The following is a 20081-nucleotide window of genomic DNA, read 5'->3' as shown; positions in this document are numbered from 1 at the left end:
AGAGATGAGAACCCCCGCATGTCCCCGTCCGCGCCGCGGATCAAATCCCCCCAGCAGCTGATCGCCGAATCCGGCGCGGACCTCGAAGGCCACGGCCTCAAGCGCACCATGGGCCTCTTCCAGCTCATGTGCTTCGGCATCGGCGCGATCGTCGGCACCGGCATCTTCGTCGGCCTCTCCGACAGCGTCGCCGAGGCGGGCCCCGCCGTCGTCGTCTCCTTCGTCCTGGCCGCGATCACCTGCGTCTTCACCGCCTTCTCCTTCGCCGAGCTGGGCGGCGCGATCCCCGTCTCCGGGTCCTCCTACTCCTTCGCGTACGCGAGCCTCGGCGAGCGGGTCGCCTTCCTCGTCGGCTGGTGCCTGCTCCTGGAGTACGGCGTCTCCGTCTCCGCGGTCGCGGTCGGCTGGAGCCAGTACCTGAACGAGCTCCTGGACAGCCTCGTCGGGCTGAGCCTGCCGCAGGCGCTCTCCGCCGGACCCGGCGACGGCGGTGTCGTCAACCTGCCCGCCGTCGTCGTCATCGCGCTCGCCGCCGTGCTCCTGGTGCGCGGGGTCCGGGAGAGCGCCCGGGCGACGGCCGCGATGGCCGTCCTCAAGCTCGGGATCCTGGTCCTCTTCTGCGCGATCGGCTTCAGCGCCTTCCAGGACGGCAACCTCTCGCCGTTCGCCACCCACGGCGCCGCCGGGATCACCGCGGGCGCGTCCGTGGCGTTCTTCTCGTACATCGGCTTCGACGCCATCACCACCGCGGGCGAGGAGGTCAAGAACCCCCGCCGCAACATCCCCATCGCGATCCTCGTCTGCATCGGGGTCGTCACGGTGCTCTACGGCGCGGTGGCGCTCTCCGCGATCGGCGCGCTCGGTGCGGACGCCGTCGCCGACAAGCCGGCCGCGCTCTCGCTCGTCGTCGACCAGGTCACCGGGTCCTCGATCGGCGGCGGGATCATCGCCTTCGGCGCGGTCGTCGCGATCGCGTCGGTCGTCCTCGCGGTGATGTACGGGCAGACCCGCGTCCTGATGTCGATGTCCCGGGACGGGCTCGTTCCCCGGGTCTTCGAGCGGGTCTCGCCGAAGAGTGCGACCCCCGTCGCCAACACCTGGATCGTGGCGGCCGTCTTCGCCGTCCCGGCCGCGTTCGCCTCGCTCGACGTGGTGGTGGGCCTGACGACCATCGGCACGCTCGCCGTCATGGCCGTCGTCAACATCGCGGTGATCGCGCTGCGCCGCCGCGATCCGGAGCTGCCGCGCTCCTTCCGGGTGCCGCTCTACCCGCTGAGCCCGGTGCTCGGGGTCGGCTTCTGCCTGTACCTGATCTGGGGCACGGGCTGGGCGACCTGGCTTCAGTTCGCGGCCTTCCTGGCCGTCGGAGCGCTCGTCTACGCGTTCTACGGGCGCCGCAACTCGCGGCTCGCCTCCGGTGCCGAGGACCGTACGACGTCCCCCGAGCTCAGCGCTCCGGCCGCCGACGCTGTGCCGGCACCGCGGGAAGGGTGAACCAGACCGCCTTGCCGTGCGCGGTGGGGCGGTGGCCGCAGTCGCTGGAGAGCGCGCGGATGAGGAGAAGCCCGCGCCCGTGCTCCTGCCAGGGGTCGGGCCGCTGGACCGGCCCGGGGCCGATCAGCTCGCCGGGGCCCGCCGGGCGCCGGTCGTGCACCTCGACCTGACAGCCGCCCGGCAGCAGCTCGACGACCAGCTCGATGGGGTCCTCGGGGTCCGTGTGCTCCACGGCGTTGGCGACCAGCTCGGCGGTGAGCAGCTCGGCCGTGTCGCTGTCGGCGGGCGCGGCCAGCTCGGTGAGCGCGGTGCGGACGAGGGCCCGGGCCATCGGCACGGCGGCGGTGGTGTGCGGAAGCTCGACGCGCCACGAGGCGGTGTCGGCGGCTTCGGCCATGGCGGGCTCCCTTCACCGAGAGCGGTGGGCGGTGGGCAGGGCGAGGCGGTGCGGTGCGCGGGGAGGGCGAAGAGAAGGACATGGGGACCGCCTGCCCCGACACGTCCGGCTTTCAACCTTACGAACCGGTCCGGCCGAATCCATGGGCACCCCCTCCTTCACGGCGGGGACCAGTGCCCCCAAGGTCCCGGGACCTTCGGACCGTCGCGATATCGCGCACTCGTGACGGTGGTCACAACACGGTGATACGCTCCGGGGAGGAGGAAGGGAGGGCGACCCCATGAGCCCCTTTACCGGCTCCGCACCCCGTACCGAGCGCTGGCGGCATCTGCGGCTGACCGTCGACGACGGCGTCGCCACCGTCACCCTCGACCGCCCCGCGAAACTCAACGCGCTCACCTTCGGCGCCTACGCCGACCTGCGCGACCTGCTCGCCGAGCTGTCCCGCGAGCGGGCCGTCCGCGCCCTCGTCCTCGGCGGCGGGGGGCGCGGCTTCTGCTCCGGCGGCGACGTGGACGAGATCATCGGCGCCACACTCGCCATGGACACCGCCCAGCTGCTCGACTTCAACCGGATGACCGGACAGGTCGTCCGCGCGATCCGCGAGTGCCCCTTCCCCGTGATCGCCGCCGTCCACGGCGTCGCGGCCGGCGCCGGAGCCGTCCTGGCCCTCGCCGCCGACTTCCGGATCGCCGACCCCACCGCCCGCTTCGCCTTCCTCTTCACCCGCGTCGGGCTCTCCGGCGGCGACATGGGCGCGGCCTATCTGCTGCCCCGGGTCGTCGGCCTCGGCCACGCCACCCGGCTCCTCATGCTCGGCGACCCCGTCCACGCGGCCGAGGCGGAACGCATCGGCCTGCTCAGCGAGGTCACCGAGGAGGGCGCCGCCACCACCCGCGCCGCCGAGCTCGCCCGCCGCCTCGCCGACGGCCCGGCCCTCGCCCACGCCCAGACGAAGGCCCTGCTCACCGCCGAGCTGGACATGCCCCTCGCGGCCTCCGTCGAGCTGGACGCGGCCACCCAGGCGCTCCTGATGAACGGCGAGGACTACGCCGAGTTCCACGCCGCCTTCACCGAGAAGCGCTCCCCGAAGTGGCGGGGGCGCTGAGGATGCCCCCGCCCGAGGCGGGCCGCGCCCCCGCCGCCCCGCTCCGGATCGCCGTCGTCGGCGGCGGCCCCGGCGGGCTCTACGCGGCCGCGCTGCTCAAGCGGCTCGACCCCGCCCGCGAGGTCACCGTCTGGGAGCGCAACGCCCCCGACGACACCTTCGGCTTCGGGGTCGTCCTCTCCGACGAGACCCTCGGCGGCATCGAGCACGCCGACCCGGCCGTCTACCGGGCCCTCCAGAACGAGTTCGTCCGCTGGGACGACATCCACATCGGCCACCGGGGCGAGCTGCTCACCTCCACCGGCCACGGCTTCGCCGCCCTCGGCCGCCGCCGGCTCCTGGAGATCCTGCACGCCCGCTGCGCCGAACTCGGCGTACGGCTCCGCTTCCGTACCGGGGCGCCGCCCGCCGCCGCACTGGCCGCCGACCACGACCTCGTCATCGCCGCCGACGGCGTCCACAGCGCGACCCGGGAGGCCCACGCGGACGTGTTCCGCCCCCGGATCACCACCCACCGCTGCCGCTACATCTGGCTCGCCGCCGACTTCGCCCTCGACGCCTTCCGCTTCGAGATCGCCGAGACCGAACACGGCGTGATGCAGCTCCACGGCTACCCCTTCTCCGCCACCGCCTCCACCGTCATCGTCGAGATGCGCGAGGAGGTCTGGCAGGCCGCCGGCTTCGACGAGATGGGCGAGGACGAGTCCACCGCCCACTGCGCCAAGCTCTTCGCCGACGTCCTCGGCGGCCGGCCCCTGCGCTCCAACCGCTCCACCTGGACCGCGTTCCGTACGGTCGTCAACGAGCGCTGGTCCCACGGCACCACCGTCCTCCTCGGCGACGCCGCCCACACCGCGCACTTCTCCATCGGCTCCGGCACCAAGCTCGCCGTCGAGGACGCCCTCGCGCTCGCCGCCTGCGTCGAGGAACAGCCCACGATCCCCGAGGCCCTGGCCGCGTACGAGACCGAACGCAGGCCCGTCGTCGCGTCCACCCAGCGCGCGGCGGCCGCCAGCCTGCGCTGGTTCGAGGAGATCGAGGGCCATCTCGACCAGCCGCCCCGGCAGTTCGCCTTCAACCTGCTCACCCGCAGCCGCCGCGTCACCCACGACAACCTGCGGCTGCGCGACCCCCGGTTCACCGACGCGGTGGAACGCGAATTCGGCTGCCCGCCCGGCACCCCGCCGATGTTCACGCCCTTCCGGCTGCGCGGCCTCACCCTGCGCAACCGGGTCGTCGTCTCCCCGATGGACCTGTACGTCGCCGAGGACGGCCTCCCCACCGACTACCACCTCGTCCACCTCGGGGCCAGGGCCCTCGGCGGCGCAGGGCTCGTCATGACCGAGATGGTCTGCGTGAGCCCCGAGGGCCGCATCACCCCGGCCTGCACGGGCCTGTGGACCGAAGAGCAGGCCGCGTCCTGGAGCCGGGTCACCGCCTTCGTCCACGAGAACGCCCCGGGCACGGCGATCGGCGTCCAGCTCGGCCACTCCGGCCGCAAGGGCTCCACCCGCCGCATGTGGGAGGGCATCGACCAGCCGCTCCCCGAAGGCAACTGGCCCCTGACGGCCGCCTCACCGCTGCCGTACCGCGAGGGCGTCAACCAGATCCCCCGAGCCCTGGACCGGGCCGGCATGACGGCCGTACGGGAGGAGTTCACGGCCGCCGCCCGGCGCGCCGCCGCCTGCGACTTCGACCTCCTGGAACTGCACTGCGCCCACGGCTACCTGCTCTCCGGCTTCCTCTCCCCGCTCACCAACCACCGCGACGACGCCTACGGCGGCCCGCTGGAGAACCGGCTCCGCTTCCCCCTCGAAGTCTTCGACGCCGTACGGGAGGTGTGGCCCGAGGACCGGCCGATGACCGTCCGCCTCTCCGCGACCGACTGGGCGGACGGCGGCACCACGCCCGAGGACTCCGTGGAGATCGCCCGCGCCTTCGCCGCCCACGGCGCCGACGCCCTCGACGTCTCCACCGGCCAGGTCGTCCCCGACGAACGCCCCGAGTACGGCCGCTCCTACCAGACCCCGTATGCCGACCGGATCCGGGGCGCGCTCGGCGTCCCGGTCATCGCCGTCGGCGCGATCTCCTCCTGGGACGACGTCAACTCGCTGCTCCTGGCCGGCCGCGCCGACCTCTGCGCCCTGGCCCGCCCGCACCTCTACGACCCCCACTGGACCCTGCACGCGGCGGCCGACCAGAACTACCAGGGCCCGGCCGCCCCCTGGCCGGCCCCGTACCGCGCGGGCAGCCGCACACCCCCGACGGGCCGCACGGACGCGCCGAAGCCGCGGCTCAGGCTGTCGTGACGTGCGCGAACTCGGCCCCCCGGTCGCGCAGCCGCTCGTGCAGCTCCGCGAAGACCGCCGCCGAGCGGGCGCCCGGCCAGTCCTGGGGCAGCAGCTCGGCCGGCAGGACCGGGTCGGCGTACGGGAGGCGGCGCCAGGAGTCCAGGGCGAAGAGGTAGTCGCGGTACGCGTCCTCCGCCGTGCCCTGCGCGGCCGTCCAGGCCCGCAGGACGGGCTCGTGGGCGGCCAGGAACTCCTCGTGGAGCTTGGCGATCGACGGCAGGTCCCACCAGCGGGCCACCGCCTCCGCCGTCGGCGCGTACCCCAGGTGCTCGCCCCGGAAGAGGTCCACGTACGAGGAGAGCTCCAGGCGCTCCAGGGTGTGGCGGGTCTCCTCGTACAGCCGCGCCGGGGCGATCCAGACCCCCGGCGACGCCGTCCCGAAGCCCAGCCGGGCCAGGCGTGAGCGCAGCAGGTGGCGCTTGTGGCGCTCGGCCTCGGGGACGGTGAAGACCGCGAGGACCCAGCCGTCGGAGAGCGCCGGCTCGGTACGGGCGTAGATCCGGCGGTCGCCGTCGTCCAGGAGCTGGCGGGCGTCGTCCGACAGGACGTACCCGGCGGCCCCGTCCGCCGTCCGCCGGGGCAGCAGCAGGCCGCGCCGCTTCAGCCGGGACACCGACGAGCGCACCGACGGCGCGTCCACGCCGAGGACCGCGAGCAGCCGGATCAGCTCGGCCACCGGCAAGGGCTCCTCGCCGGGCGCGAGCCCGCGGCCGTACGCGCCGTACAGCGAGACGATCAGGGAACGGGGGGTGTGCTGCTCGACCACGTGATCACTCTAGGGGGTGTCCTCCGAGGCCGCGCGCAGCCGGAATCGCTGCAGCTTGCCCGTGGCCGTCCGGGGCAGCGCGTCCAGGAAGACGATCTTCCGCGGGCTCTTGTACGGCACGAGCCGGGCCCGTACGAAGGCCCGCAGCGCGCCCGCCGTCTCCGCGTCGCGCGGCACCCCGTCCCGTACCACCGCGTACGCCACCACTATCTGGCCGCGCAGCGCGTCCTCGTGCCCCACGACCGCCGCCTCGACCACGTCCGGATGGGCCAGGAGCGCCTCCTCCACCTGGGGGCCCGCGATGTTGAAGCCCGCCGAGATGATCATGTCGTCGGCGCGGGCGACATAGCGGAAGTAGCCCTCGGTGTCGCGGACGTACGTGTCGCCCGTGACGTTCCAGCCCCGGTGGACGTACTCGCTCTGGCGCGGGTCGGCCAGATACCGGCAGCCGACCGGGCCGCGCACCGCGAGCAGCCCCTCCTCGCCGTCCGGGAGCTCGGCCCCCGACCGGTCCACGACCCGCGCCTGCCAGCCGGGGACCGGCCGGCCGGTGGTGCCCGGGCGGATGTCGCCGTCGGCCGCCGAGATGAAGATGTGGAGGAGTTCCGTCGCGCCGATGCCGTTGATGAGCTTCAGACCGGTCCGCGCGTGCCAGGCGTCCCAGGTCGCGGCCGGCAGGTTCTCGCCCGCCGACACGCACCGCCGCAGCGAGCCGAGGGTCGACACGTCGTGGCCGCCGTGCCGGTCGATCTCCTCCAGCATCACCCGGTACGCCGTCGGCGCGGTGAAGAGCACCGACACTTGGTGGGCGGCGATCGCCTCCAACAGCTGCTTGGGGCCCGCCTGTTCGAGCAGCAGCGCGCTCGCCCCGGCGCGCAGCGGGAAGAGCACGAGCCCGCCGAGCCCGAAGGTGAAGCCGAGCGGAGGGGAGCCGGCGAAGACGTCGTCCGGCTCGGGGCGCAGCACGTGCGCCGAGAAGGTGTCGGCGACGGCGAGCACGTCCCGGTGGAAGTGCATGCACCCCTTCGGCCGCCCGGTGGTCCCCGAGGTGAAGGCGATCAGGGCCACGTCGTCGGCGGCGGTCTCCACCGCCTCGTACGTGTCCGGCGCGGCGGCGGCGAGGGCCAGCAGGTCGTCCGGGGCGTCCCCGCCGAAGGCCGTGATCCGCAGCCCGGGCACCTCGGCCTTGACCAGGTCGTCCACCGTCCGCACATCGCAGAGCGCGTGCGTGCAGCGGGCCATCTCGCACATGACGGCCAGTTCCTGGGCCCGCTGCTGGGCCAGGACGGTGACGGCCACCGCGCCCGCCTTCATCACGGCGAGCCAGCAGGCGGCCAGCCAGGGGGTGGTGGGGCCGCGCAGGAGCACCCGGTTGCCGGGCCGGACGCCGAGCTCGGCGGTGAGGACGTGGGCGATCCGGTTCACCCGGCCGCTCAGCTCTCCGTAGCTCCAGACGTTCCCGTGGCCGTCCCGGAACGCGGGCCGCTCCGTGCCGAATCGTTCCACCGTACGGTCGAGCAGTTCGGTACCGCAGTTGAGCCGCTCCGGGTAGTCGAGCCCCGGCAGATCGAAGAGCAGTCGTGGCCACTGTGCGGCGGGCGGCAGGTGGTCGCGCGCGAAGGTGTCGTGGTGGGCCGAGGGGGTCAGCTCCATGAGTTCGTCCCCTTGTCGTGGTGGGGTCGCCCAACGAGCGTATCGTGATGATGACGACAGTCAACGGTGCGCGATAGAGATGATGTCGGCGAACGGGACAGGGGTCCGAATGTCCGTATTCTCACTCGATCCACAGCAGACCGCCCGCTGCGCGGAACTGCGCGCCCTCGCGGCCGAACGGCTCCGGCCGATCGCCGACAAGGGCGAACCCGGCCGTGTCAACCGCCCCCTCGTCGCCGCCCTCGGCGAGCACGGCCTGCTCGCCGGGCTCTTCGACGCGGGCGCCCTCGACCTCTGCCTGCTCCGCGAGTCCCTCGCCCAGACCTGTACGGAGGCCGAGACCGCCCTCGCCCTCCAGGGCCTCGGCGGCCACCCGGTCGCCGCCTTCGGCACCCCCGAGCAGCGGGCCCGCTGGCTGCCCGAGGTCGTCGCGGGGCGGGCCGTCGCGGCCTTCGCGCTCAGCGAGCCCGAGGCCGGCTCGGACGCCGCCGCGCTCGCCCTGGAGGCCCGCCCGGACGGCGCGGGCGGCTGGCGCCTGCACGGCGAGAAGCGCTGGATCTCCAACGCCCCGGAAGCCGACTTCGCCACCGTCTTCGCCCGGACCACCCCCGGGGCGGGCGCCCGTGGCGTCACCGCCTTCCTCGTCCCGGCCGACCGGCCAGGACTCTCCGGCAGCGTCCTCGACATGCTCGCCCCGCACGCCATCGGCAGCCTCGTCTTCGACGGCGTCCCGGTCGGCCCCGCGGACCTCCTGGGCGAGCCCGACCGGGGCTTCCGGGTCGCCATGACCACGCTCAACCGCTTCCGTCCGAGCGTCGGCGCCTTCGCGGTCGGCATGGCCCAGGCCGCCCTCGACGCCACCCTCGCGCACACCGCCACCCGCGCGGCCTTCGGCGGCGTGCTCGGCGACCTCCAGGCCGTCGCCCACCAGGTCGCCGAGATGGCCACCCGTACCGAAGCCGCCCGCCTCCTCGTCTACGCGGCGGCGGCCGCCTACGACGCCGGGGCGGACGACGTGCCCCGCCGCGCGGCGATGGCGAAGCTGCTCGCCACCGAGACCGCGCAGTACGTCGTCGACGCCGCCGTCCAGCTTCACGGAGCGCGGGCGCTGCAGCGCGGCCATCTCCTCGAGCACCTCTACCGGGAGGTGCGTGCCCCCCGCATCTACGAGGGCGCCACCGAGGTCCAGCGCACGATCATCGCCAAGGAGCTGTACCACGCTCATGCGGCGCAGGAACCGAAGAAGCAGCCACAGGAGGTCACGGCATGAGCCTGCACCGGCACAACCCCGCCGAACTCTCCCCGCCCACGGGCTTCTCCCACGCCGTCACCGCCACCGGCTCCCGGCTCGTCCTCCTCGCCGGGCAGACCAGCCTCGACCGCGACGGCAAGGTCGTCGGGGAGACCCTGCCCGAGCAGTTCGAGACCGCCCTGACCAACCTCCTCACCGCGCTCCGGCACGCCGGCGGCTCCCCGAGGGACCTCGCGCGCGTCACGGTCTACGCCACCGACATCGCCGACTACCGCCGCCACGCCCACGAACTGGGCCGGATCTGGCGGCGGTTGGCGGGCCGCGACTATCCGGCGATGGCCGTCATCGGAGTCGTACGGCTCTGGGACGAACAGGCGCTTGTGGAGGTGGACGGCCTCGCCGTCCTGGAGTGAACGGCCGTTGACCGCACCCCCGCTTGATCAACTGGAGAGTCGCAGAACCCGGGCTTAATGTCGAAAGGTGGACTGACCGGCCCACGGCCTCTCTCAGTGAGCGAGGGCGCGATCCGCCATGAGCACACCGAACCCGACGCCCAACCCAGCACAGACCACGACGCCGCCCAAGAAGGGCGGCGACGGCAAGGGCATAGCCCTCTTCGTCATCGCCTCGTGTCAGCTGATGGTCGTTCTCGACATCACGATCGTCAACATCGCACTGCCCCACATCCAGGACTCCCTGAACTTCTCCACCACGAGCCTGTCCTGGGTGGTCAACGCGTACACGCTGACCTTCGGCGGATTGCTGCTGCTCGGCGGACGCGCGGGTGACATCCTCGGCCGGCGCCGCGTCTTCATCTTCGGCATCCTGCTCTTCGGATTCGCCTCGCTGCTCTGCGGCTTGGCCCAGAACGACTGGCAACTGCTGGCTGCCCGGGCCCTGCAGGGCGTCGGCGGCGCGATAGCCTCCCCGACCTCGCTCTCCCTGATCACCACGAACTTCGAGGAAGGCCCGGAACGCAACCGGGCCTTCGGCGTGTTCGCGGCGGTCTCGGCGGGCGGCGGAGCGATCGGCCTCGTCGCCGGCGGGCTGCTCGTCGAATGGCTCGACTGGCGCTGGATCTTCTTCGTCAACGTGCCGATCGCCCTGCTCATCGCGTTCCTCACGCCCCGCCACATCAAGGAGTCCGAACGCCACCCCGGGCACTTCGACTTCACCGGAGCGCTCACCTCCACCCTCGGCATGGTGGCGCTGGTGTACGGGTTCATCCGGGCCGCCCAGGAAGGCTGGCGGGACCCGTGGACGCTGGCCTCGTTCGGCGCGGCCGTCGTCCTGCTGCTCCTGTTCATCCTGGTCGAGCGGCGCTCCCGGCAGCCGATCACCCCGCTGCACATGTTCGCGGACCGCAACCGGGCGGGCACGTACGCCATCATGCTCTGCCTCGCGGCGGCGATCTTCGGGATGTTCTTCTTCCTGACGCTCTGGGTGCAGGACGTCCTGCACTTCAGCCCGCTCAAGACCGGCCTGGCGTTCCTGCCGGTGAGCGCGATCATCGCGGTCGGCGCCGGGCTCACCTCCAACCTGCTCCCCAGGTACGGGCCGAAACCCTTCATGGTGGCCGGCTCGTTCATGTCGGCGGTCGGTCTTTCCTGGCTGACCCTGACCGACGTCCACTCCACCTATCTGGGCAGCGTCCTCGGCCCGATCCTGGTCTTCGGCTTCGGCATGGGCCTGATCTTCGTCTCGCTGACCATCATGGCGCTGTCCAACGTCGAGCAGCAGGAGGCGGGTGCCGCGTCCGGGCTGCTCAACGCCACGCAGCAGGTGGGCGGTTCGCTCGGCCTGTCGATCCTGGTGACGGTCTTCGGCACGGCCAGCCGCAACGAGGCGAAGGACCAGATTCCCGCCTTCCTCGCCCAGGCGAGTCCCCTGGAGAAGGCCCAGTTCGCCAAGACGGGCGAACTTCCCCCGCCCTGGTCCGACGAGGTCCTCACGGCCGGTGTCTCCCAAGGCTTCATCACGGCCGCGATCTTCTCCGTCGTGGCGTTCGTCATCTCCATCTTCGTGATCCAGGTCCGCGCCTCGGACATCGAACGCCTCAAGGGCGGCATGCCACCTCCCGGCTGACCCGACGGCCCCGCCATGACCCCCGTGCCCGACGAGGAGCTCCCCGCCGACGACGACGGACTGCGCACGGGGGTCGTCGACCGGATCGACTGGTGGCGGGGCGTACCGGGGGATCACTCCACGTACGATCGAGGGCGTTGTCGTATCACTCTGCGAACACTCTCCGAGGGAGCTTCTCCATGGCCCAGATCGCGTTCAAGGGCAACCCCGTCCAGGTCAACGGCGTGCTGCCCGCCCCCGGCAGCGTCGCTCCGGCGTTCTCGCTCGTCGCCAAGGAGCTGACGGACAGCACGCTGGAGCAGTACGCGGGCCGGCGCAAGGTCCTGAACATCTTCCCGAGCGTCGACACCGGCGTCTGCGCCGCCTCGGTGCGCGCGTTCAACGAGAAGGCCGCCGACCTGGACAACACGGTCGTGCTCTGCATCTCCGCGGACCTGCCCTTCGCCCAGTCCCGCTTCTGCGGCGCCGAGGGCCTGGAGAACGTGAAGACGCTCTCCACCCTGCGCGACCGTGACTTCCACACCAACTACGGCGTCGACATCGCCGACGGCCCGCTGGCCGGCCTGACGGCCCGCGCCGTCGTCGTCCTCGACGAGAACAACGAGGTGCTCCACTCCGAGCTCGTCGGCGAGATCGCCACCGAGCCCGACTACGAGGCCGCCATCGCCGCCCTGAAGTAGGCCGGGACGGGTACGGGCGGGCCGCCGACGCGGCGCCCGCCCGTACCACCTGACCCTCCCACGACCGCCGGGTGAACTCTGGTGGAAGCTTGGCCCCAGGACGATTCGCGGGGTGCCGGCGCCGGGGATAGTGATCCCGGTCAGACAGAGTTCACGCACGTGGGGGTTCGATGACGAGATGGGATGCGGTCCGGGTCCGGCAGGGTCTCGTCGACAGCTGTTCCTCGGCCGAGCAGGCCGGTGACCAGGCCCTTCGCAAGGGCAAGCCGCGCGAGGCGCGGCGGCACTACGAGCGGATGCTGGCCGAGTCGATCCGGCTCGCCGAGCAGTTCCCCGACCTCGCCACCCGGCGGGACCTGAGCCTCTCGTTCAACAAGTACGGCGCCTTCTGGGTGGGCGCCGACCGCCTCGACCAGGCCGCGCAGGCGTACGAGGAGGGCCTCGCCATCGCCACCCGGCTGCGCGAGGAGAACCCGGACGACATCCGGCTCCTGAGGGACCTCAGGTTCGGCGAGTTCAAGCTCGGCGAGATCGCCCTGCGGACCGGCGGCCCCGCGGCCCAGGACACCGCGCACGATCGCTTCACGACCGCCCTCTCGCTCGCCGAGCACGTCGTCGCGGCCGACCCGCTCCACCCCGCCGACCGCCGCGAGCTGGGCGTCGTCCTGGAGCGCCTCGGCCTGCTCGCGTCCGAACGCCAGGACCTCGACGAGGCCGCGCGCCGGTACGCCCGCGCCCTCGCCGTACGCCGTGAACTGGCGGCCGAGTTCCCCGGCGACCCCCAGGCGCGGCGCGACCTCGCCGTCCAGTACGAACGCCTGGGCGACCTGGCCCTGCGCCGCCGCGACCTGGAGGCCGCCCGCGCCCACTACGACGAGTCCCTCTCGCTGCGCCGCGCCCTCCTCGGCGACGACCCGCGGGACCTGTCGACCCAGCGCGACCTGAGCGTCCTCTGCGAGCGCCTCGGGGACGTGGCGCTGCTCACCGACGGCCCGGAGCAGGCCCGCCAGTGGTACGACGACAGCTTCGCCATCCTGGACGCGGCCTACGGCCCCAAGCACCCGGAGACCCGCACGCTCCGCAAGAAGCTCCGCAGCCACCCGACGGCCCCGAACTGACCCCCCGGTGTCATCGGGACGGGAGCCAGGTCCGCCAGGTGGTCTCGTTCTCCTTCACCCAGCGCGCCGCCGCCTCCCGCGGTGACAGCTTCTGCTCCGCGATCATCAGGGCCACGTCGTTCTGCATCTCCGTCGTCCACCGGAACTTCTTCAGGAACGCGGCGGCGTCACCCCCGCCGTCCGCGAAGCGGGCGTTGAGGAACTTCTGCAGCGGCGTGTGCGGGTACGCGCAGGCCACCTTCTCCGGATCGGCGTCGCAGCCCTCCTTGTACGCGGGCAGCTTCACCTCCGTCATGGGAACCTTCTCGAACAGCCACTGGGGCTTGTACCAGTAGCTCAGGAACGGCTTCTTCTCCTTGGCGAACTGCTTGATCTGGGTGATCTGCGCCGCCTCGGAGCCCGCGAACACGACCTCGTAGTCGAGGTCCAGGTTCTTCACGAGCGCCTTGTCGTTCGTCACGTAGGACGGCGAGCCGTCCAGCAACTGGCCCTTGCCGCCGCTCTCCGCGGTACGGAACTCGTCGGCGTACTTGTTCAGGTTCTTCCAGTCGGTGACGTCCGGGTGCCTCTCGGCGAAGTACGTCGGTACGAACCAGCCGATGTGGCCGGTCACCCCGAGGTCGCCGCCCCGGGCGATCGTCTTCTTGTCCTCGACGTACCGCTTCTCCTGCTCCGGGTGGCCCCAGTCCTCCAGGATGGCGTCCACCCGGCCCTGGCTGAGCGCGTCCCAGGCCGGCACCTCGTCGATCTGGACGGTGTCCACCCGGTAGCCGAGCTCGTGCTCGAGCAGGTACTGGGCGACGGCGACGTTGGCCTGCGCGCCCACCCACGACTGCACCGACAGGGTCACCGTGCGGGAGCCCTCGGCGTCGGCGAAAGGGGAGGCCTGGCGGGTCATGTCGGCGGCTCCGCAGCCGGTGAGGCCGACCGCCAGGGCGGCGGCCGTCACGAGTGCGGCGATTCGGGTGCGAGCCATCTCAGGCCCCCTTTCCGGAGAGGTCACGGCGCTGCGTCGGCTGGGTGACGCGGTCGAGCATCAGGCCCAGGCAGACGATCGCGGCGCCCGCGACCAGGCCGGTCGCCAGGTCGCCCTGGGCGAGGCCGAAGACCGCGTCGTAGCCGAGCGCGCCGCCGCCCACGAGCCCGCCGATGACGACCACGGCGAGCACGAGCACCACGCCCTGGTTGACGGCGAGGAGCAGCGCCGGCCGGGCCAGCGGGAGCTGGACCTGGAGGAGCTGCTGGCGGCCGGTCGCGCCCAGCGAGCGCGCCGATTCGAGCGCGGCCGGGTTCACCGCGCGCACGCCCTGGGCCGTGATCCGTACGACCGCGGGCAGCGCGTAGACCACGGCGGCCGCGACCGCCGGGGCGCGGCCCACACCGAACAGGGCGACCACGGGGATCAGGTACACGAACTGCGGCATCGTCTGGAAGACGTCGAGCACCGGGCGCAGCGCCCGGTCAAGGCGGCCGCTGCGGGCCGCGGCGACGCCGAGGGCGAAGCCGAGCAGGAGGGTCACCGCGACGGCGGCCAGGACCTGGGAGAGCGTGTCGAGCGCCGGGTCCCAGACGCCGAGGACCCCGATCGCGGCCATCGCGAGGACGGCGGTCACGGCGGTGCGCCAGGTGCCGATGAGCAGGGCGAGCGCGCCGACGCCGACCAGGACCGCCCACCAGGGCAGCCACTGCAGGCCGTCGCGCAGCGGGTTGAGGACCCAGGTGGTGAACCGGGCCGCCCAGTCGGCGGTGCCGCCGACGAGCGGTACGCCGGAGTAGAGGTGGGCGGTCATCCAGTCGACCGCCCCGTTGACGGGTTCGGCGACGTCGACGGTCCACGCGGTGGGCCAGGTGAGCCGGTCGGTCAGGCGGCCCGCGACGGCGACGACGGCGGTCACCGCGAGGGCGACGGCCCACCCGAGCCGCGAACGGCGGGCCGGAGCCGCGCCGATCCGCTCGCCCGCGGCGGCGGTCACCCGGTCCAGGACGACGGCGAGCAGCACGATCGGCACGCCGGCGGCGAGCGCGGCACCGACGTCCACCGAGGCCAGCGCCTGGTAGACCCGGTCGCCGAGGCCACCGGCGCCGATGACGGACGCGATCACGGCCATGCCGAGCGCCATCATGATCGACTGGTTGACGCCGAGCAGCAGCTCCTTGCGGGCCAGCGGCAGCCGGGCCGTCAGGAGCCGCTGCCTGCCGGTCGCGCCGAGCGAGGCCGAGGCCTCCATGACGCCGGCGTCGACGCCCCGAAGGCCGAGCGCGGTGAGCCGCGCCATGGGCGGGGCGGCGTAGACGACGGTCGCGAGCACGGCCGCGGGCACGCCGATCCCGAAGACCAGGACGACAGGCAGCAGGTACGCGAAGGCCGGCAGCACCTGCATGGTGTCGAGGACCGGGCGCAGGACCCGGTGCATACGGTCGGACAGGCCCGCGGCGAGCCCGAGGAGGCCGCCGAGCAGCACGGACGCGGCGACGGCGACCACCATGAGGGCGAGCGTCTGCATGGTCGGCACCCACATGCCGAGCAGCCCGCAGACGGCAAAGGCGGCGACGGACGTCAGCGCGAGCCGGACACCCGCGACCCGCCAGGCCACCAGCCCGGCGGCGGCGGTCACGCCGGCCCAGCCGAGCGCGAGCAGCACGAGGTACACCGCGCGGACGGAGACGACCACGACGTTGCTGACGTGCCCGAGGAAGTACAGGAACAGCGGGTGGCCGTCGCGGTTGTCGATGATCCAGTCGCTGGTGCGACCGAGCGGTCCGGAGACGTCGACGGCGAGCGCCGGGGGCCAGCCGCCGGCGCCGAGCAGGAGGCCGCCGAGGACGAGCGCGAGGAGCGCACCGGCCCCGATCAGCCGGCCGCGGTGGCGGGCGACGGCGCGCAGCGCGGCGCCGACACCGCCCGGGCCGCCCGACGAGGCGGAGGTGACGGTGGCGGTCATCGGCCCCACCGCCCAGGAGCCGTACCGGTCGGACCGCCCGGCGGCGGCCAGGTCGAATGGGCGAACATCAGGCCACCGCCTTCCGCGAAGCGGCGGCCGGGACCCCGGCGACGACGCCGAGGAGCCCCGCGTGGTCGACCACGCCGAGACAGCGGCCGTCCTCGACGACGCGCGCGTTCTCGCCCGTGCGGGCCACGGCCTCGATGGCCTCGTGGACGGTGGCGCTCGGGGCGAGCGAGGGACCGCCCTCGTGCTCGTCGGGGAGCGCGGGGCGCATCGCCGAGCGGACGGTCAGGACCTGCTCGCGCGGCACGTCCCGGACGAAGTCCCTGACGTACTCGTCGGCGGGGGAGCCCACGATCTCCTCGGGCGTGCCCAGCTGGACGATCCGCCCGTCGCGCATCAGCGCGATGCGGTCGCCGAGCTTCAGCGCCTCGCTCAGGTCGTGCGTGATGAAGACCATCGTCCGCCCCTCCTCCCGGTGCAGGCGGACGACCTCCTCCTGCATGTCCCGGCGGATCAGCGGGTCGAGCGCGCTGAACGGCTCGTCGAACAGAAGGACTTCGGGGTCCACGGCGAGCGCGCGGGCCAGCCCGACGCGCTGCTGCTGGCCGCCGGACAGCTGGCCGGGCCTGCGGTGCTCCATGCCCTCCAGGCCCACCTTGGCGACGAACTCCGCCGCCCGTTCCCGCCGTTCGCCGCGGCCCACGCCCTGGATCTCAAGTCCGTAGGCGACGTTGTCGAGCACCGACCGGTGCGGCAGCAGACCGAAGTGCTGGAAGACCATCGCGGCCCGGTGCCTGCGCAGTTCGCGCAGCCGGCCGGCGTCCATGGACAGTACGTCCTCGCCGTCGATGGAGAGGGTGCCCGAGGTCGGCTCGATGAGCCGGGTCAGACAGCGTACGAGGGTCGACTTGCCCGAGCCCGACAGGCCCATGACGACGAAGACCTCACCTCTTCGGACGTCGAAGGAGACCTCGCGGACGGCGGCGGTGCAGCCGGTCCGCTCGCGCAGCTCGGCGGGGCCGAGGGCGGCGAGTTCCGGGTCGGCGGGCACGCGGTCGGCCTTCGGGCCGAAGACCTTCCACAGGTCGCGTACGGAGAAGACGGGATCGGTGTTCATCGTTTACTGCCTCCCAGCAGGTCGGCGCATTTCTCGCCGACCATGAGCACGCCGATCATCGGGTTGACGGCGGTCATGGTCGGGAAGACGGACGCGTCGGCGATCCGGATGCCGTCGAGGCCCCTGATCCTCAAGTCGGGTGCGACGACGGCGAGTTCGTCGTCGGCGGCCCCCATCCGGCAGGTGCCGGCCGGGTGGTAGACGGTGTGGGCCACGTGCCGGGCGTAGGCGCTGAGCTCCTCGTCGGAGGTGACCTCGGGCCCCGGGCAGACCTCGCGCTTCAGCCATCCGGCGAGCGGCTCGCTCGCCGCGATCTCCCGGGCGATCCGGATCCCGTCGACGAGGGTCCGGCCGTCGTAGTCGTCCTCGTCCGTGAAGTACCGGAAGTCGAGGGCGGGTTTGACCTCGGGGTCGGCGCTCGTCAGGTAGAGCCGGCCGCGGCTGCGCGGCTTGGGGATGTTCGGGGTCATCGAGACGCCGTGCGCGGGCCGTTCGTAGCCCAGCCGCTCGGGGTTGTCGGTGAAGGGGATCTGGTAGAAGTGGAACATCAGGTCCGGCCCCTCTGCCGCCGGATCCCGGCGGACGAAGAGCCCGGCGTCGGAGTCCATCGCCGAGTTCTCCGGGATCGGACCGTGGGTCTCCCAGACGATGACGGACTCGGGGTGGTCCAGCAGGTTCTCCCCGACGCCCGGCAGGTCGTGCACGACGGGGATGCCGAGCTTCTCCAGGTCGGCGCGCGGCCCGATGCCGGAGTGCAGCAGCAGCCGCGGGGTGTCCACGGCCCCCGCGCAGACGAGGACCTCGCGCCGGGCGCGTACGACATGCTCCGCGCCGTCCTTGGTACGGATGTGCACGCCGGTCGCGCGGGTGCCTTCGAGTTCCAGCCGGAACGCCCAGGTCTCCAGGGCGATGTGCAGGTTCGGCCGGTCGAGGAAGGGGTGCAGATAGGCCACGGACGCGGAGGACCGCTTGTTGTTCTCGGGGTGGTACGCGAGATCGAAGAACCCGACGCCCTCGTGGAAGGGCTGCCGGTTGAACCCCTCGACCCGCGGAACCCCGAGCGCGCTCTGCGCCGCGTCGACGAAGTCCCGGGCGATCGCGTTCCGGTCGGCCTCGTCGACGGGGACGATGTTGTTGCGCAGCCGGGCGAAGTACGGGTCCATGGCCGCCGCGTCCCACCCCTCGGCGCCCGCCTCCGCCCACTCGTCCCAGTCGGACGGGAGCGGCTTGAACGCGATGAGGGTGTTGTGCGAGGAGCAGCCGCCGAGCACCCGCGCACGGCTGTGGCGGATGTGCGAGTTGCCCCGGGGCTGCGCGGTGGTGGGGTAGTCGTAGTCCAGCTCACCGCCGAGCAGGCCCATCCAGCGGCGCAGGGTGAGGACGTCGTCGCGGCCGACGTCGCTGGGGCCGCCCTCGATGACGGCGACGCTGACGTCGGGGTCCTCGGTCAGCCGGGAGGCGATGACGGAACCGGCCGTACCGCCGCCGACGACGACGTAGTCGTACAGGTGCTGGTCGTGCTGCTCGCTCATGCCTGGCCCTTCTCTCCCGCGAACCAGCGCACGGGGCGCGGAGCGAGGTTCTGATAGATGTGCTTGGCCTCGCGGTACTCGGCGAGGCCGCTGGGGCCGAGCTCACGGCCGATGCCGGACTTGCCGAAGCCGCCCCACTCCGCCTGCGGCAGGTACGGGTGGAAGTCGTTGATCCAGACGGTTCCGTGCCGCAGTCGGCCCGCGACGCGCCGGGCGCGCTCCTCGTCGGCGGTCCACACCGCGCCGGCGAGGCCGAACTCGGTGTCGTTGGCGAGGGTGACGGCCTCCTCCTCGGTGCGGAAGGTCTCCACGGTGAGGACGGGCCCGAAGACCTCCTCGCGGACGACCCGCATCCGGCGGTGGCAGTGGTCCAGGACGGTGGGCCGGAAGAAGTAGCCGGGCCCGTCGGGCTTCTCGCCACCCGCCCGCAGGACTGCGCCCTCGCCTAGCGCGGAGGACACGTAGTCCTCGACGCGGGCGACCTGGGCGGCGGAGACCAGCGGCCCGCACTCGACGCCCTCGTCGGTGCCGCGGCCGAGCCGGATCAGTTCGGCCCGGCGGGCGAGTTCGGCGACGAACCGCTCGCGCAGCGACTCCTCGACGATGAGGCGGGAGCCGGCGGAGCAGACCTGGCCGCTGTGGATGAAGGCGGCGTTGAGCGCCTGGTCGACGGCGGTGTCGAAGCCCTCGGGCGTCGAGCAGGCGTCGGCGAACACGACGTTGGGGTTCTTGCCGCCCAGTTCGAGGGCGACCTTCTTCACGCTGTCCGCGGCCGCCCGGGCCACCTTCGTACCGCTGACGAGACCGCCCGTGAACGAGACGAGGTCGACGTCGGGGTGCTCGGCGAGCCGGGCGCCGACGGTGGCGCCGGGGCCGGTGACGATGTTCGCGGCGCCGAGCGGCAGCCCGGCCTCCATGAGGAGTTCGACCAGCGCGACGGTGGTCAGCGGGGTGATCTCACTCGGCTTGATCACGAAGGTGTTGCCGGCGGCGAGGGCGGGCGCGACCTTCCAGCTGGCCTGGAGCAGCGGATAGTTCCACGGCGTGATGAGAGCGCAGACCCCGACGGGCTCGTGCACGACGACGCTGTGGATCTCCTCGGACCCGGCGTCGACGACCCGCGCGCCGCTCTCCTTCTCGACGAGATCGGCGAAGTAGAGGAAGGCGTCGCGGACGCAGTCGACGTCGACGCGCCCCTCCTCCAGCGTCTTGCCCGCGTCCTGGCTCTCCAGGGCGCCGATCCGCTCCCGGTCGCGCTCCAGAAGGCCCGCGACCCGCCGCAGCAGGGCGGCGCGGTCGGCGACGGGCGTACGCGGCCAGGAACCTTCGTCGAACGCGGCGCGGGCCGCGGCCACGGCGTCGTCGGTGTCCAGGACACCGCCTTCCGCCACGACGGCGAAGGTGGTCGCGTCGACGGGATCGATGATCTCGCGCGTGGCGCCGGAGAGGGCGGAGCGCCACTCTCCACCCACGTGGATGGTCTGCTGTGCTGCGGTCACGTCGCGTACGGCCTTTCGTTCCTTTGAATCCCCCTGCCGGTAGCACCGGCGGTCCGGCCGCCTGCCCTGACTACCGGGATC

16 protein-coding genes are annotated in these 20081 nt (G+C 72.8%); 8 read left to right on the top strand and 8 right to left on the bottom strand.

Features of this window, described 5'->3' with window-relative positions; translation table 11 throughout:
- The first annotated feature begins 18 nt into the window (after positions 1–18).
- The gene (locus AB0F56_RS28520) at positions 19–1494 is read left to right on the top strand and encodes an amino acid permease (RefSeq protein ID WP_362014542.1); all 1476 of its coding nucleotides are present in this window, start codon (positions 19–21) and stop codon (positions 1492–1494) included.
- Here the strand turns inward: AB0F56_RS28520 and AB0F56_RS28515 are convergent.
- The gene (locus tag AB0F56_RS28515) at positions 1448–1891 is read right to left on the bottom strand and encodes an ATP-binding protein (protein ID WP_362014541.1); all 444 of its coding nucleotides are present in this window, start codon (positions 1889–1891) and stop codon (positions 1448–1450) included. The genes AB0F56_RS28520 and AB0F56_RS28515 overlap by 47 nt on opposite strands.
- A 280-nt stretch (positions 1892–2171) precedes the next feature.
- Here AB0F56_RS28515 and AB0F56_RS28510 point away from each other — a divergent pair, with 280 nt between their 5' ends.
- On the top strand, positions 2172–2999 hold the full coding sequence (locus AB0F56_RS28510) for an enoyl-CoA hydratase family protein (protein WP_362014539.1): 828 nt from the start codon (positions 2172–2174) through the stop codon (positions 2997–2999).
- A 2-nt stretch (positions 3000–3001) separates the two neighbouring features.
- Positions 3002–5308 carry a bifunctional salicylyl-CoA 5-hydroxylase/oxidoreductase gene (locus AB0F56_RS28505; protein WP_362014537.1) on the top strand — a complete coding sequence of 769 codons (2307 nt, stop codon included), beginning with the start codon at positions 3002–3004 and terminating at the stop codon, positions 5306–5308.
- Here the strand turns inward: AB0F56_RS28505 and AB0F56_RS28500 are convergent.
- On the bottom strand, positions 5295–6116 hold the full coding sequence (locus tag AB0F56_RS28500) for a PaaX family transcriptional regulator C-terminal domain-containing protein (RefSeq protein ID WP_362014536.1): 822 nt from the start codon (positions 6114–6116) through the stop codon (positions 5295–5297). The two genes, AB0F56_RS28505 and AB0F56_RS28500, sit on opposite strands and share 14 nt — an antisense overlap.
- A gap of 9 nt (positions 6117–6125) precedes the next feature.
- Complete coding sequence (locus AB0F56_RS28495) at positions 6126–7769, bottom strand: AMP-binding protein (protein WP_362014534.1); 1644 nt, start codon at positions 7767–7769, stop codon at positions 6126–6128.
- 109 nt (positions 7770–7878) lie between these two features.
- On the opposite strand from AB0F56_RS28495, the gene AB0F56_RS28490 reads away from it, so the two are divergent.
- The 5 genes from AB0F56_RS28490 to AB0F56_RS28470 all read left to right on the top strand — a co-directional run bounded on the left by AB0F56_RS28490 (position 7879) and on the right by AB0F56_RS28470 (position 12904).
- Complete coding sequence (locus AB0F56_RS28490; protein WP_362014532.1) at positions 7879–9039, top strand: acyl-CoA dehydrogenase family protein; 1161 nt, start codon at positions 7879–7881, stop codon at positions 9037–9039.
- Positions 9036–9434 (top strand): RidA family protein, encoded by a 399-nt coding sequence (locus AB0F56_RS28485; RefSeq protein WP_362014530.1) that lies wholly within the window; start codon positions 9036–9038, stop codon positions 9432–9434. The genes AB0F56_RS28490 and AB0F56_RS28485 overlap by 4 nt, the downstream gene beginning before the upstream one ends.
- A 118-nt stretch (positions 9435–9552) precedes the next feature.
- Positions 9553–11106: an MFS transporter gene (locus AB0F56_RS28480; RefSeq protein ID WP_362014528.1), complete on the top strand. Its 1554-nt coding sequence runs from the start codon at positions 9553–9555 to the stop codon at positions 11104–11106.
- A gap of 179 nt (positions 11107–11285) precedes the next feature.
- Positions 11286–11786, top strand: coding sequence for a thiol peroxidase (gene tpx / locus AB0F56_RS28475; RefSeq protein WP_362014527.1), 501 nt, complete (start codon positions 11286–11288; stop codon positions 11784–11786).
- 170 nt (positions 11787–11956) lie between these two features.
- Positions 11957–12904, top strand: a complete 948-nt coding sequence (locus AB0F56_RS28470; protein WP_362014525.1) for a tetratricopeptide repeat protein — start codon at positions 11957–11959, stop codon at positions 12902–12904.
- Between the two features lie 10 nt (positions 12905–12914).
- On the opposite strand, the gene AB0F56_RS28465 is transcribed toward AB0F56_RS28470, so the two are convergent.
- The 5 genes from AB0F56_RS28465 to AB0F56_RS28445 form a co-directional block, all read right to left on the bottom strand.
- Positions 12915–13880: an ABC transporter substrate-binding protein gene (locus AB0F56_RS28465; RefSeq protein ID WP_362014524.1), complete on the bottom strand. Its 966-nt coding sequence runs from the start codon at positions 13878–13880 to the stop codon at positions 12915–12917.
- A gap of 1 nt (position 13881) precedes the next feature.
- The gene (locus tag AB0F56_RS28460; RefSeq protein WP_362014522.1) at positions 13882–15846 is read right to left on the bottom strand and encodes an ABC transporter permease subunit; all 1965 of its coding nucleotides are present in this window, start codon (positions 15844–15846) and stop codon (positions 13882–13884) included.
- 67 nt (positions 15847–15913) lie between these two features.
- Positions 15914–16969, bottom strand: coding sequence for a glycine betaine/L-proline ABC transporter ATP-binding protein (locus tag AB0F56_RS28455; protein WP_362014520.1), 1056 nt, complete (start codon positions 16967–16969; stop codon positions 15914–15916).
- Positions 16966–18501, bottom strand: a complete 1536-nt coding sequence (locus tag AB0F56_RS28450; RefSeq protein ID WP_362014518.1) for a GMC oxidoreductase — start codon at positions 18499–18501, stop codon at positions 16966–16968. Before AB0F56_RS28450 ends, AB0F56_RS28455 begins: the two co-directional genes overlap by 4 nt.
- On the bottom strand, positions 18498–20000 hold the full coding sequence (locus tag AB0F56_RS28445) for an aldehyde dehydrogenase family protein (RefSeq protein WP_362014516.1): 1503 nt from the start codon (positions 19998–20000) through the stop codon (positions 18498–18500). The genes AB0F56_RS28450 and AB0F56_RS28445 overlap by 4 nt, the downstream gene beginning before the upstream one ends.
- Between the last annotated feature and the right edge of the window lie 81 nt (positions 20001–20081).

It is taken from the genome of Streptomyces sp. NPDC026092, assembly GCF_040638605.1.
In the GTDB taxonomy this organism is placed as follows: domain Bacteria; phylum Actinomycetota; class Actinomycetes; order Streptomycetales; family Streptomycetaceae; genus Streptomyces.
This window is presented reverse-complemented; position numbering and strand designations above follow the sequence as displayed.

What these genes read in the sequence shown, in the direction of transcription:
- AB0F56_RS28520 (WP_362014542.1), top strand. Translation starts at nt 19, where the DNA reads ATGTCCCCGTCCGCGCCGCGGATCAAATCCCCCCAGCAGCTGATCGCC.
- AB0F56_RS28515 (WP_362014541.1), bottom strand. Translation starts at nt 1,891, where the DNA reads ATGGCCGAAGCCGCCGACACCGCCTCGTGGCGCGTCGAGCTTCCGCAC.
- AB0F56_RS28510 (WP_362014539.1), top strand. Translation starts at nt 2,172, where the DNA reads ATGAGCCCCTTTACCGGCTCCGCACCCCGTACCGAGCGCTGGCGGCAT.
- AB0F56_RS28505 (WP_362014537.1), top strand. Translation starts at nt 3,002, where the DNA reads ATGCCCCCGCCCGAGGCGGGCCGCGCCCCCGCCGCCCCGCTCCGGATC.
- AB0F56_RS28495 (WP_362014534.1), bottom strand. Translation starts at nt 7,769, where the DNA reads ATGGAGCTGACCCCCTCGGCCCACCACGACACCTTCGCGCGCGACCAC.
- AB0F56_RS28490 (WP_362014532.1), top strand. Translation starts at nt 7,879, where the DNA reads ATGTCCGTATTCTCACTCGATCCACAGCAGACCGCCCGCTGCGCGGAA.
- AB0F56_RS28485 (WP_362014530.1), top strand. Translation starts at nt 9,036, where the DNA reads ATGAGCCTGCACCGGCACAACCCCGCCGAACTCTCCCCGCCCACGGGC.
- AB0F56_RS28480 (WP_362014528.1), top strand. Translation starts at nt 9,553, where the DNA reads ATGAGCACACCGAACCCGACGCCCAACCCAGCACAGACCACGACGCCG.
- tpx (WP_362014527.1), top strand. Translation starts at nt 11,286, where the DNA reads ATGGCCCAGATCGCGTTCAAGGGCAACCCCGTCCAGGTCAACGGCGTG.
- AB0F56_RS28470 (WP_362014525.1), top strand. Translation starts at nt 11,957, where the DNA reads ATGACGAGATGGGATGCGGTCCGGGTCCGGCAGGGTCTCGTCGACAGC.
- AB0F56_RS28465 (WP_362014524.1), bottom strand. Translation starts at nt 13,880, where the DNA reads ATGGCTCGCACCCGAATCGCCGCACTCGTGACGGCCGCCGCCCTGGCG.
- AB0F56_RS28460 (WP_362014522.1), bottom strand. Translation starts at nt 15,846, where the DNA reads ATGACCGCCACCGTCACCTCCGCCTCGTCGGGCGGCCCGGGCGGTGTC.
- AB0F56_RS28455 (WP_362014520.1), bottom strand. Translation starts at nt 16,969, where the DNA reads ATGAACACCGATCCCGTCTTCTCCGTACGCGACCTGTGGAAGGTCTTC.
- AB0F56_RS28450 (WP_362014518.1), bottom strand. Translation starts at nt 18,501, where the DNA reads ATGAGCGAGCAGCACGACCAGCACCTGTACGACTACGTCGTCGTCGGC.